Raw genomic sequence first — 12,951 nt, forward strand, 5'->3', positions numbered from 1 at the left:
CCCCGCACACGACTCCGCCCCGGCCGGCGACGCTGGTGGGAGCGTCGTCGGCCGGGGCGGGGTGGTCGTCTGTGTCAGACGCGGGTACGGCCGCGGCCGGTGACCAGCTTGACGAGGAACAGCAAGATGCATGCGCCTGCCAGGCAGGTGATGAAACTGAAGATCCAGCCGGCTCCCTCGACGTCGACGCCGAACACCTTGAGCAGGAAACCGCCCAGCAGTCCGCCGACGATGCCCACCACGATGTTGAGGATGATCCCCTGTTGTGCATCGGTCTTCATGAGCTTGCTCGCGATCCAACCGGCGAGTCCGCCGATGATGATCCACGCAATGATGCCAATTCCGAGCATATGTGCCTCCTCAGGTCGTCGTTAATCCTGCGTATGGAAATCGCCCGAATCGAATCGTCCGATTTACTACGCGACTCAACCTACCCAGACGGATCACGGTTCACACATGCCCGCCCGAACTGGGTGTCGCATCGAGACCTTTCCGGCGCCCACCACCGCAAACGCGAGGTCAGGGCAGGTGACCTCGATCTCACAGGACTCGGTGACCGGATCGGTGGGGTCGGCGAGGTCGACTCCGGTGGCCTCACCCCACCTCAGGCGCCGAGGTTCCGGTGTGAGTTCGACGGCGAGAGCTTTGCGTCGGCCTCCACCATGATCGCCCGGGTCAGCTCCCGGAACTGGTCGAAATGGCCGTGGTAACCGTACTTCGCGTGCAGGCTCGGCCAGTTCGCATGGCCCGCGGCCGCGCCGATCGCGTTGGCCTCGTGCAGATAGACGGGCAGCACGTTCTGCACGGTGGAATCGCGCCGGAGCTGTCGCACGGTCTCCTGGTGAAGTGTCGACGACGCACGGAATTTCGTGATCACCACACCCAATTCGACGATGGTGCGACCCATCTCGGCACCGAAGTCCGCGACCTGACGCTGGATGTGGGGAATCGCATAGGTGGACAGCACATCCGGAATCGTCGGGATGAGGTAACCGGCCGCAATCGCCAAGCCGTTGAGGCTGAACGGCCCGACGTTGGGCGGGCAGTCGAGGAGGACGTAGTCGTAGCGCCCGAGGATCGGGGTGACCGCGTGCCGCAGGACGTCGACGGCCGCGAGGTGATCATCTGCCGCGACCCTGTGTGCACTCATCTCCTCGGCCAGATCGATCAGGTCCAGCGACGACGGGAGCAGGTCGATGCCGGCCAGTCCGGCGACCGACGAGACGTCGCGCTGCACGGTCCGTTCGAGATCGAAGGTGTGCGTGCCGTCGAGGACATCGGCGAACAACGTGGCAACGGTGCGCCGCGCGGCGTTGGCCGCCAGCCATCGATCCTGGCCGATCATCATCGTGGTCAGGTTGGCCTGCGCGTCGAGGTCGATGAGCAGCACCTTCTTACCGAAGACCCCGGCGAGGAAATCGGCGAGACCGGCCGTGAGCGTGGTCTTCCCGACACCGCCCTTGAGGCTGATGGTCGCGATCACCGTCGGCATGGCGTCCCCGGTCCCTTCGGTGGCCTGGCGTCGCGAGTCAGACTAACCGAGCAGGCCGGGCGCCACAGCGTATCCGCAGGTCACGACCGAACGGGAGCCGCACCGGCAATGATTCCCCGATAATGGAGATCCATTCTTCGAGAATTCCGGACCCCGATTCTGCGAACATTCACCGAATCTGCAAGAATGGCTTTCACCGAACATCACCGTGCCGCCCAGCAATAGGTTCGGTGGCAATATGTTCGGTCTTTCTTGCCAATCGAAATGACTTGTTGTCGTGGGTTTTTGACGACTCCCGCAAGGGAAGGACAATCGTATGACCATCCGATTCCGAAACGTTTCCGCCGGCTTGGCATGTGGTGCCGCGCTGGCGATCGGCGCCGCCATGGCTCCGGCCGCTTCCGCCGCACCCAACGACGTCACCGCGACGCCGTCGGTGTCCGGTAACACCATCACACTGACGGTCCAGAACAATGCCGCCAAACGGATCGGCTGCGAGGTCGTCGGCGTGCCCGCAGGGGGTTCACCGTCGAACGTCGCCTTCGGGTACCAGACACCCGAGCAGCTCGGCGCCCTCATCTCGCCCGGCTCGTCGAAGGCGCTCCCGATGAGGCTCTCCGAGGGCACACCGCCCACGCCGACCGGTTCGACGACGCTGCCGGACGGTACCTACGACATCTACTGGGGATGCACGACGATCACCCTGCCGCCGGGTACCGGTGCGGCCGAGCAGTTCTGGGGCACCAACCCGCCGTTGACCGAGATGACGCCGACGGACGCCGAGCCGATCCGCGTCACGCTCCCCGCCGCCGGTCAACCGGCACCCGGGGAAGGCGCCCCCGGCGTCCCGGCCGATCCCGCGAAGCCGGAGATCCCCGGCCTTCCGGGAGTCCAGGTCCCGGACGAGGTCTGCGCCATGTCGGCCTGCTACCCCCTGCCCTAGAGGTCCTTCGACTTGGAGCGGAACAGCATGTAGCCGCCGTAGAGGGCGAGGGCGACGAGGGCGATCCAGAAGAGTCCCTCGAGTAGCGGGCCGAGTACGGCGAGCGCGATCAGTACGACCGCGATGACGCCGAGGACCTTCCAGAAAGTCATGCCGGATGTGGTGTTCGTCGATGTGTTCATGGGATCAGTTTCCACTCGCGATCAGCGGAAATCGACTGCTGAGCACACATATGGGGCGAAGTTCAGGGACTTCCCTGACTTGGCCCCACCCATCGGGCCCCCACCCATCGGGCCCCCACCATCGGCTCCTACCGCCTGACCCCCTACCGCCGGAACCAGGCCTCGGCGTCGCCGCTGAGCGCCTTCTCGATGCGCAGCCGTGAGGTGTCGGTGAGATCGGCGGGCAGGTCATCGGCGGCGAACCAGGCGACGTCGGAGTTCTCGTCGTCGGCGGCGTGTGGCTCACCCTCGACGTGATGTGCCAGAAAACAGACGTCGAGGTACCGCGTCCGGTCGCCGTTGGGGTAGGTGATGAGCGGGGTCACGTCGATACTGGTCAGCCGATCGATCTCGGCGATGATCGACGTCTCCTCGCGCACCTCGCGCAGAGCCGCGCGCGCCGGCTCCTCGCCCGGTTCGAGCACCCCGGACACGACCGCCCACTGCCCGTTGTCGACGCGGCGGGTGAGCAGCAGCCTGCCGGCGTCGTCGAGGACGACCACGCTGACCCCCGAGAGCCAGAGTTCGCGATCGCCGACATGGGCACGCAGGTCGCGGATGAAATCGGGTATCGGCATCCCCACATCCTGCCCTCCGGGCCGACCGTGGGCACGGCACGAAACCCGGTACGCGCACAATGTCACCCATGAGGATCTCCCGACGAGCCGATGCCATCGCGCCGTTCTACGCGATGGAGTTCGCGAGGAACGCCGCCGAGCTGGAGGCGCAGGGCCAGTCCGTCGTGAAACTGAACATCGGCGAACCCGATTTCGGTGCACCCCCGGCCGTTCTCGCCGCCGCCCGCGAGGTCATCGACGGCAGGCCGCTGGCCTACACCGGCGCGCTCGGACTTCCCGAGCTGCGTACGGCGATCGCCGACTTCTACAACCATCACTTCGGTGCCGACGTCGACCCGTCACGGGTGGCGGTCACCTCCGGCGCGTCGGCGGCCCTGCTGATGGCATGTGCCGCGCTCGTCGACCCGGGCGACGGCGTACTCATCGGCGACCCGTCGTATCCGTGCAACCGGCAGTTCGCCCACGCCTTCGGCGCGCGGGTCACCCTCCTGCCGACCACCGCCGAGCAACGGTTCCAGCTCACCACAGCCGACGTCGACGCCGCCTGGACCGACACCACCCGGGGCGTCATCGTCGCCACCCCGTCGAATCCGACCGGGACGTCGATGCCCCACGACGAACTCGTCGCGATGTGTGACCTCGTCGCGGCCCGCGGTGGCTGGACGATCGTCGACGAGATCTACCTCGGCCTGTCCGATCCCGGGCCCGACGGCCGGCCGCCGCGCAGCATCCTGGCCGCCGATGCGCCGGGCGTGTCCGAGACGGTGGTGATCAACAGCTTCTCCAAATACTTCGGGATGACCGGCTGGCGCCTGGGCTGGTGCATCGTGCCCGACGAGCTGGTGGGCGTTCTCGAACGCCTGGCACAGAACTTCTACGTGTGCCCGCCCACGCCGTCGCAATACGCGGCGCTCGCGTGCTTCACGCCCGACTCCCTCGCGGTCGCCGAGCAGAACCGCCGCGAGTTCGCACGTCGCAGACTTCTCGTCGTCGACGGCCTCGCGGCCATCGGACTCGACGTGCCCGTCGTCCCCGACGGCGCGTTCTACGTCTACATCGACGTCAGCAGCACCGGACTGACGTCGTCGGAGTTCTGCGACCGCGCACTGGCCGAGGCCCACGTCGCCCTGACCCCGGGAAAGGATTTCGGGTTCGCCGGCGCCGACCGATACGTCCGCCTCTCCTATGCCGCGTCCACCGAGGACCTCTCCCTCGCGATCGAGCGACTCGGCGCCTTCGTGGGGACGCGCGCGTGAGCGCGGAGCAGGTCACCGGCGGGACCTTCGCCGGCACAGACCTCGCCACCGCCGTCGGGCGGGTACTGCGCGATCGCACCGTCGGTGACCCGAGCGTGCCCGGCGTCGTCGCCGGCGTCACGACCGACGAGCAGACCGTCCACCTCGAGGCCGCGGGGCTACGTGCCCTCGACGACGACCAGCCGATGACCGTCGACTCGGTCTTCGGCATCTTCTCGGCCACCAAGGCGATCACCGCGACCGTGGCTCTGCAACTCGTCGAGGACGGGGTGCTCGACCTGCACGCCCCGGCACGCGAGTACGTCCCCGCCATCGGCGAGCTGCAGGTGATCGAGGGATTCGACGACGACGGGCAACCACGCCTGCGGCCACCGGCAACCGATGTCACCACCCACCAACTACTCACCCACACAGCGGGATTCGGGTACGACTTCTTCAACGAGACCTACCGCCGCCTCGCCGTGGACCACGGCCTGCCGAACATCGGTACCGCGACAGCCGCCGCGCTCGGTGTGCCGCTGCTGTTCGACCCCGGCACCGCATGGGAGTACGGCATCGGTCTGGACTGGGCGGGCCAGGTGATCGAGGGCATCACCGGGCGTCGCCTCGGCGAGGTGATGACGCAGCGAGTGCTGACCCCGTTGGGCATGTCCGACACCGCTTTCACGCTCTCCGACGACACCCGCCACCGGCGGGCGGTCATGCACATGCGCAAGGGCGAGCGACTCGTCCCGAATCACCGATGGGCCCAGCCCGACCCGCCGGAGATCGACATGGGCGGCCAAGGGCTCTACTCGACGGTCCCCGACTACCTGAAGTTCCTGCGGATGTGGTTGCGCGAGGGCCGATCCGACTCCGGTGAACACATCCTGCGACCCGAGACCGTGGACCTGGCACTGCGGAACCAGATCGGCGAGCTGACCGTGAAGAAGCTGCCCGGGGTGTTCCCTCCCCTGACCCACGACGTCGAATTCTTCCCCGGCACAAAGAAATCGTGGTCGTATCCGTTCATGATCAACGACGCCGACGCCCCGACCGGGCGTCCGGCGGGTTCGCAGGCATGGGCGGGCCTGGCCAACCTCTACTACTGGATCGACCCGCGTACGTCGATCGCCGGTCTCTGGGCAACCCAGATCTTCCCGTTCTTCGATCCCGCCTCGGTGGACGGCTATCTCGACTTCGAGGCGGCGACGTACCGCGCGATCGGTTCCTGACCCTCCCCCAGAGATCTGGGGGAGGCCCCGGCCAGATTGCTGGCGAGCGATTTCCCGTGTTCGAGGGATGGCGGGAACAAAAGGGGTTGGGCAACTCTGGGTGTCACCGCACCCGACGGCCCAGCCGCCCCCAGCCCGCGAAGGAATCCCCGTGTCCATCACCTCCGAACCCATCGACTTCACCGACTTCGACGCCCTGTTGTCGTCGGTCTCCGGCCCCGTCCTCACCCCCGCCGACGAGGGCTATGCCGCCGAACTGGCCGGCTTCAACCTCGCCGCGATCCCCGCCGCGCAGGTCGTCGTCGGGGCCGCCTGCGCCGAGGACGTCGCTTCCGCGATCCGTTACGCACGCTCCAACGGTCTGCGCGTCGGGGCCCGGGCCACCGGCCACGGCATGCCGATCGAGGGTCGCGGCACCGTGGTGATCAGCACCTCGCGGATGACCGGGATCACCGTCGACCCGGTCGCTCGGACCGCACGCGTGGGTGCGGGCGTGCGCTGGCGCGATGTCGCCGCCGCGACCGCCCCGCACGGCCTGACCGGGCTCGTCGGATCGTCGTCGTCGGTGGGCGTCGTCGGTTACACACTCGGTGGCGGCCTGAGTCCTCTCGGGCGCCGATTCGGTTATGCCGCAGACCATGTGCGTTCCATCGAACTGGTGACCGCGGACGGCATCGTCCGCACGGTCGACGCATCCGCCGGATCGGATCTGTTCTGGGCCCTGCTCGGCGGACGCGACGGATTCGGCATCGTCACCGCCCTCGAGTTCGATCTCTTCGACCAGCCCACCGTCTACGGCGGCGGGATCTTCTTCGCCGGTTCGGCCGCGGCCGACGTCGCACACGCCTGGCGCGAGTGGGCGCCGACGCTGCCCGAGGAGGCCGGTACGTCGCTGGCGATCCTTCGACTCCCGCCGGACCCCGACCTCCCCGCTCCCCTGCAGGGTCAGACCGTGGTGCACGTGCGCTACACCCACACCGGCGATGCTGCCGCCGCGGCGGCGCTGCTCGCCCCGATGCGTTCGGCCGGACCGGTCCTGCTCGAGAACATCGACGTCCTGCCGACCGTCGCCCTCGACGCGGTGCACATGGATCCGCCCGGCCCGATGCCGAGCGCCGACCGAGGTTGCACCCTCACCGATCTCCCGGCGTCGGCGATCGATGCCCTGCTCGCGGCCGCCGGCCCGCAGGTCGCCAGCCCCCTGGCCATCGTCGAGATCCGACTGCTCGGCGGTCGCCTGCGCCGGCCGCAGCGCGCGCCCAATGCCGTCACCGGCCGTGACGGCGCCTTCTGCGTCCTGGCGATCGGGGTGCCCGCCGGCCCCCTCGGTGACCAGGTGGGCCATCATCTCGCCGCCGTCATCGAGGCCGTCGCCTCCTGCTCGGGCGGTGCCCTGCTGAACTTCTGCGGGCGATCCGCAGCCGAGCGGAACTCGATGTGGCCCGCCGACCAGCGGATGCGGCTGGAGACGATTCGTCGCCGTCACGACCAGGCCGGCGTCCTCCAACCGGGTGATCCCACGAATGTGGGATAGACATCGATGCAGCTCAGGACCACAATCGACGGATGACATCGAGCCTGACTGCCGAGCGTGTGCGGCGCGACATCGACGTCGTGGCGCACGCCGGCCTCGGCCTCGACGAGTTCTTTGCCGAGACGGTGGCCTCACTGGGCCGCGCCATACCCTCCGACGCGGTGTGCATCGGCACCTTCGACCCCCACACCGTGCTGCTGACGAGCGCCCGCAAGTACGGGGATCTACTCGGCCAGGACCACAAGGATCCGGACTGGGGTCTCCTCGAGTACGGCCAGGTCGAACCCACCGCCTATCGCGAGATGGCCGCGGCCAGACGTGACGCGGTGGGCCTGAACCTGCTCCACAAAGGCGAATCCCGACGCTCGAACCGCATGGCGCAGTTGATGATCCCCGAGTACTGCTTCCACGACGAAGCGCGCGTGCTGCTGCGGGACGGTGATCGGGCGTGGGCGGGCATCGCCATGTTCCGCAGTGGTTCGGGTTGCCGCCCCTTCGACGCCGACGAGGTCGAGTTCCTCGCCTCGCTGTCGCGCACACTGGCCCACGGCGTCCGTGTCGGGCTGCTGAGCTCCGTCGTCGCCGAGCCCTGCCCGGACCCCGGGAGCGGACCGGCGGTGCTGATCATCGACCACGACAACGAGATCGTCCAGATGAGCGCCGGCAGCCAGGAACGCATAGACGATCTCGCCTCCGGCGCGAACGGCGCCGCGGTGATGAACCCGATCTACGGGCTGATCGGCGCCGCCCGTCGTTACGGGGCGGGCGAATCGGCGGTTCCGCCGCGATTGCGGGTGCGCGGGGCGTCGGGCATGTGGCTGGTCATCCACGCCTCCCCGCTGTCCTGCGCCGACGGCCGGGTCGGCGAGGTCGTCATCACCATCGAGGAGGCCCGGCCGCCCGAGATCATCCCGCTCGTCGTCGAGGCCTTCGGACTCACCTCGCGCGAACGCGACGTCACCCAGATGGTGTTGCAGGGCGTGGCGACCAAGGACATCGCCGCAACCCTCCACGTCTCCGCCTACACCGTGCAGGACCACCTCAAGTCGATCTTCGACAAGGCCGGGGTCCGCAGCAGGCGCGAGCTGATCGCCCGGATCTACTTCGACCAGTACGCGCAGCGTCTCAACGACCCGCTGCTGCCGTCGGGCTCGTTGCGCCCGGCCGACCAGGCCGTTTAACTCCTCGTCCGGCCGAGGAATCCCGCCGCGTGCACACCGCACCCGGCGGGATTGTCGCTCTCGTCTCACAGTGAGACGTTTGTAATCCACATCACACGGTTGTATCGAAGTCGCTCCAGTCCATGCGGGCCGGCATCCGTCGGCTCTCCACAGAGGAGGCGCACTTTGAGCAGGCAGAGCTTGACAAAAGCACATGCGAAAATCACCGAGTTGTCCTGGGAGCCCACCTTCGCGACCCCGGCCACCCGGTTCGGTACCGACTACACCTTCGAGAAGGCCCCCAAAAAGGATCCGCTCAAGCAGATCATGCGGTCGTACTTCCCGATGGAAGAGGAGAAGGACAACCGCGTGTACGGCGCCATGGACGGCGCCATCCGCGGCAACATGTTCCGCCAGGTGCAGGAACGCTGGCTCGAATGGCAGAAGCTGTTCCTGTCGATCATCCCGTTCCCCGAGATCTCCGCGGCCCGCGCCATGCCGATGGCCATCGACGCGGTCCCCAACCCGGAGATCCACAACGGCCTGGCCGTGCAGATGATCGACGAGGTCCGTCATTCGACGATCCAGATGAACCTCAAGAAGCTGTACATGAACAACTACATCGACCCGGCGGGCTTCGACATCACCGAGAAGGCCTTCGCCAACAACTACGCAGGCACCATCGGCCGCCAGTTCGGTGAGGGTTTCATCACCGGCGACGCCATCACCGCGGCCAACATCTACCTCACGGTGGTCGCCGAGACTGCGTTCACCAACACGCTTTTCGTCGCGATGCCCGACGAGGCCGCCGCCAACGGCGACTACCTGCTGCCCACCGTCTTCCACTCGGTGCAGTCCGACGAGTCGCGACACATCTCCAACGGCTACTCCATCCTGCTGATGGCGCTGGCCGACGAACGCAACCGCCCGCTACTGGAACGCGACCTGCGGTACGCCTGGTGGAACAACCACTGCGTCGTCGACGCCGCGATCGGCACCTTCATCGAGTACGGGACCAAGGACCGCCGCAAGGACCGCGAGAGCTACGCCGAGATGTGGCGTCGCTGGATCTACGACGACTACTACCGCAGTTACCTTCTGCCGCTGGAGAAGTACGGGCTCACCATCCCGCACGACCTCGTCGAGGAGGCGTGGAACCGGATCACCAACAAGCACTACGTGCACGAGGTCGCCCGCTTCTTCGCCACCGGCTGGCCGGTCAACTACTGGCGGATCGACGCCATGACCGACAAGGATTTCGAGTGGTTCGAACACAAGTACCCCGGCTGGTACAACAAGTTCGGCAAGTGGTGGGAGAACTACAACCGGCTCGCCTACCCCGGCCGCAACAAGCCGATCGCCTTCGAAGAGGTGGGTTACGAGTACCCGCACCGGTGCTGGACGTGCATGGTGCCCGCGCTCATCCGCGAGGACATGGTCACCGAGAAGGTCGACAACCAGTGGCGCACCTACTGTTCGGAGACCTGCTACTGGACCGATGCGGTGGCGTTCCGGGGCGAGTACGAAGGCCGGGAGACCCCGAACATGGGTCGCCTCACCGGTTTCCGTGAATGGGAGACCCTGCATCACGGCAAGGATCTCGCCGACATCATCGAAGACCTCGGTTACGTCCGCGACGACGGCAAGACGCTGATCCCGCAGCCGCACCTGGACCTCGACCCGAAGAAGATGTGGACGCTCGACGATGTCCGCGGCAACGTCTTCAACAGTCCCAATGTGCTGCTCAACCAGATGTCCGACGCCGAGCGGGAAGCGCACCTCGCCGCCTACCGCGCCAACCCCAACGGGGCCGTACCGGCCTGAGGCGACGGGGAGCGGTGGATGGCGCGCACCTGCGCGACCGCGCCGTCCACCGTCCTCCCGCCCGAACCGTTTTCGTCGAACTTCCCCCTCGCTCAGGAGCTTCCGTGGCCGACACACATCGCATCAACTTCGCCCCCGTCGACATCGAGATGGAGGTCGGTGAGGACGAGACCATCCTCGACGCCGCGTTCCGGCAGGGCATCCACCTCATGCACGGATGCCGCGAAGGCCGCTGCTCGGCGTGCAAGTCCTACATACTCGACGGCGACGTCCAGATGGACGACTACTCGACGTTCGCCTGCAACGACGCCGAAGAGGCCGAGGGTTATGTGCTGCTGTGCCGCACATACGCCTACAGCGACTGCGACATCGAGTTGCTCAACTTCGACGAAGACGAATTGCTCGGCGGCGCACCGATTCAGGACGTACGCACCCGGGTCGCGGCCGTGGAGTCGATGACTCCCGACATCGTGTCCCTGCGACTCGACGTCGTCGAGCCGGAGACCTTCGAGTTCAAACCCGGCCAGTACGTGGACATGACCATCCCCGGGACCGAGGACAAGCGGTCGTTCTCCATCGCCACCACGCCGAACTCCCCGGGCACACTCGAGTTCCTCATCAAGAAGTACCCGGGCGGCGTCTTCGCCGGCATGCTCGACGACGGGCTCGAACAGGGTACCGAGATCATGGTGAACGGACCGTACGGATCGTGCACACTCCGCAACGGTCATGTGCTGCCCGTCGTCTGCATCGGCGGCGGCGCCGGCATGGCACCGCTGCTGTCACTGCTCCGCCACATCAGCGAGGCCGGGATCCGACGTCCGGTGCGGTTCTACTACGGCGCGCGCACGGCCGCCGATCTGTTCTGCCTGGACGAGATCGCCTCTCTCGGAGAGACGATCGACGATTTCAGCTTCACCGCATGCCTGTCCGAATCCGCCGCCGACGCACCCGCAGGCGTGACCGTCGCCGAGGGCAACGTCACCGACATCGTCGACGGATGCGAGGCCGACCTGTCCCGAACGGAGGTCTATTTCTGCGGTCCCCCACCCATGGTCGATGCCGCACTGGCTCTCGCCGAACAACATTCGGTCCCCCGAGACCAGATCTTCTACGACAAGTTCACCAGCCCGGCATTCGACTAGACACCTCACACCCCTGACAGTCACACCCCTGACCGCCACACCCCTGACAGCGCCGAACGAGGAGGAACGACACGTATGTCCGCACCCACCGCCCCCACCCCGAACACCCGGCGGGAACGAAGTTTCCCGTCCATCGAATTCACCGACGCCGAGGCAGGCGCCAAAGAGTTCCCGAGCTCCAAGAGCCGTAAGTACAGCTACTACCAGCCGGCCAAGAAGCGCGCGACGATGTACGAGGACGTCACCGTCGACGTGCAGCCGGACCCCGAACGGCACCTGAGCCAGGGCTGGATCTACGGCTTCGGCGACGGTCCCGGCGGCTATCCCCAGGAGTGGACCGTCGCGAAGTCGAGCAACTGGCACGCCTTCCTCGACCCCAACGAGGAGTGGGATCAGACGATCTTCCGCAACAACTCCGCGGTGGTGCACCAGGTCGACCTGTGTCTGCAGAACGCCAAACGGGCGCGTGCCTACGATTCGTGGAACTCGGCGTGGCTCAAGTTCATCGAGCGCAACCTCGGCGCCTGGATGCACGCCGAGAACGGGTTGGCGTTGCACGTGTTCACCTCGATCCAGCGGTCGGGCCCGACCAACATGATCAACACCGCGGTGGCGGTCAACGCGGCCCACAAGATGCGCTTCGCCCAGGACCTCGCCCTGTTCAACCTCGATCTGTCCGAGGCCGAGGAGGACTTCGACGGCGCTGCACACAAAGAGGTCTGGCAGTCGGCTCCCGAGTGGCAGCCGACCCGCGAGGTGGTCGAGCAGCTCACCGCGGTCGGCGACTGGTGCGAACTGCTCTTCGCCACCAACATCGTCTTCGAGCAGCTGCTCGGTTCGCTGTTCCGGACCGAACTGGTCATGCAGGTCGCCGCCCGCAACGGCGACTACATCACCCCGACGATCGTCGGCACCGGTGAACACGATTACGACCGCGACCTGGCCTACACCCGCAACCTGTTCCGGCTCCTGCGCCGCGACGACGAATTCGGCGACCGGAACAAGGAACTGTTCGGCCAGTGGCTGTCGGTGTGGGTGCCCCGGTGCCTGGACGCAGCCCGTGCCCTGCAACCGATCTGGTCACAACCGGCGGACAAGTCGATCACCTTCGCCACCAGCCTGGACGCGGCAATCGCCAAGTTCTCCGACCTACTGACATCGATCGATGTCGCGATCCCCGAGGAGTTGACCCAGTGACAATGCAATTCGGCGCCGATACCGAGTTCTCCAACATGTGCGGCGTGACCCTGATGAACACCCCGATCGGCCGCGTCGTGGCCGACGTCATGGGCGCCAAGGACGGAGTCGAGCTCACCGAGTACCCGTCGATGATCCGCGTCGACGGTGTCAACCGGCTGGAGTTCGACTACGACGAACTCACCGACGCGCTCGGCCAGGACTTCGACGGATCGATCTTCGAGGAGATCAGCTCCACCCACTACGGGCGGATGGTGCACCTCGACGACCGGACGTTCCTGTTCGCCAGCCCCGAAGACGCGGCCGAATACATCGGTTTCGACCTCACCGCCTCGAGCTGAGGCACCGAGTCGAGGCCATCGCCGGAACACTTGCGTCGTGACCGTC

Annotated in this window: 13 protein-coding genes; 9 read left to right on the forward strand and 4 right to left on the reverse strand. The window is 66.7% G+C overall.

What is annotated here, in order from left to right; all coding sequences use genetic code 11:
• Positions 1–74 precede the first annotated feature (74 nt).
• Positions 75–350: a GlsB/YeaQ/YmgE family stress response membrane protein gene (locus H1R19_RS17050; protein ID WP_188328597.1), complete on the reverse strand. Its 276-nt coding sequence runs from the start codon at positions 348–350 to the stop codon at positions 75–77.
• 254 nt (positions 351–604) lie between these two features.
• Positions 605–1,492 (reverse strand): ParA family protein, encoded by an 888-nt coding sequence (locus H1R19_RS17055; RefSeq protein WP_219849647.1) that lies wholly within the window; start codon positions 1,490–1,492, stop codon positions 605–607.
• Between the two features lie 316 nt (positions 1,493–1,808).
• Between H1R19_RS17055 and H1R19_RS17060 the strand changes: the two genes are divergently transcribed.
• Positions 1,809–2,435, forward strand: coding sequence for a hypothetical protein (locus tag H1R19_RS17060; protein ID WP_219849648.1), 627 nt, complete (start codon positions 1,809–1,811; stop codon positions 2,433–2,435).
• On the opposite strand, the gene H1R19_RS17065 is transcribed toward H1R19_RS17060, so the two are convergent.
• Entirely contained in the window at positions 2,432–2,617 is a 186-nt protein-coding gene (locus H1R19_RS17065; RefSeq protein ID WP_188328600.1) for a hypothetical protein, read from the reverse strand. The two genes, H1R19_RS17060 and H1R19_RS17065, sit on opposite strands and share 4 nt — an antisense overlap.
• 143 nt (positions 2,618–2,760) lie before the next feature.
• Positions 2,761–3,234 carry an NUDIX hydrolase gene (locus H1R19_RS17070; protein ID WP_188328601.1) on the reverse strand — a complete coding sequence of 158 codons (474 nt, stop codon included), beginning with the start codon at positions 3,232–3,234 and terminating at the stop codon, positions 2,761–2,763.
• Between the two features lie 68 nt (positions 3,235–3,302).
• On the opposite strand from H1R19_RS17070, the gene H1R19_RS17075 reads away from it, so the two are divergent.
• The 8 genes from H1R19_RS17075 (at position 3,303) to mimD (ending at position 12,905) form a co-directional block, all read left to right on the forward strand.
• Positions 3,303–4,490, forward strand: a complete 1,188-nt coding sequence (locus H1R19_RS17075) for a pyridoxal phosphate-dependent aminotransferase (protein WP_188328602.1) — start codon at positions 3,303–3,305, stop codon at positions 4,488–4,490.
• Positions 4,487–5,704 carry a methyl acetate hydrolase AcmB gene (acmB, locus tag H1R19_RS17080; RefSeq protein WP_219849649.1) on the forward strand — a complete coding sequence of 406 codons (1,218 nt, stop codon included), beginning with the start codon at positions 4,487–4,489 and terminating at the stop codon, positions 5,702–5,704. The genes H1R19_RS17075 and acmB overlap by 4 nt, the downstream gene beginning before the upstream one ends.
• Positions 5,705–5,855: 151 nt before the next feature.
• On the forward strand, positions 5,856–7,238 hold the full coding sequence (locus H1R19_RS17085; protein ID WP_219849650.1) for an FAD-binding oxidoreductase: 1,383 nt from the start codon (positions 5,856–5,858) through the stop codon (positions 7,236–7,238).
• A gap of 32 nt (positions 7,239–7,270) precedes the next feature.
• Entirely contained in the window at positions 7,271–8,419 is a 1,149-nt protein-coding gene (locus H1R19_RS17090) for a helix-turn-helix transcriptional regulator (protein WP_219849651.1), read from the forward strand.
• Positions 8,420–8,584: 165 nt separating this feature from the next.
• Positions 8,585–10,222, forward strand: coding sequence for an aromatic/alkene/methane monooxygenase hydroxylase/oxygenase subunit alpha (locus H1R19_RS17095; RefSeq protein WP_188328606.1), 1,638 nt, complete (start codon positions 8,585–8,587; stop codon positions 10,220–10,222).
• 104 nt (positions 10,223–10,326) lie between these two features.
• The gene (locus H1R19_RS17100) at positions 10,327–11,367 is read left to right on the forward strand and encodes a 2Fe-2S iron-sulfur cluster-binding protein (RefSeq protein WP_188328607.1); all 1,041 of its coding nucleotides are present in this window, start codon (positions 10,327–10,329) and stop codon (positions 11,365–11,367) included.
• Between the two features lie 75 nt (positions 11,368–11,442).
• Positions 11,443–12,564 carry an aromatic/alkene monooxygenase hydroxylase subunit beta gene (locus H1R19_RS17105; protein ID WP_188328608.1) on the forward strand — a complete coding sequence of 374 codons (1,122 nt, stop codon included), beginning with the start codon at positions 11,443–11,445 and terminating at the stop codon, positions 12,562–12,564.
• Between the two features lie 2 nt (positions 12,565–12,566).
• The gene (gene mimD, locus H1R19_RS17110) at positions 12,567–12,905 is read left to right on the forward strand and encodes a propane 2-monooxygenase effector subunit MimD (protein WP_188328905.1); all 339 of its coding nucleotides are present in this window, start codon (positions 12,567–12,569) and stop codon (positions 12,903–12,905) included.
• Positions 12,906–12,951 lie beyond the last annotated feature (46 nt).

Source organism: Gordonia jinghuaiqii, from assembly GCF_014041935.1.
GTDB lineage: Bacteria > Actinomycetota > Actinomycetes > Mycobacteriales > Mycobacteriaceae > Gordonia > Gordonia jinghuaiqii.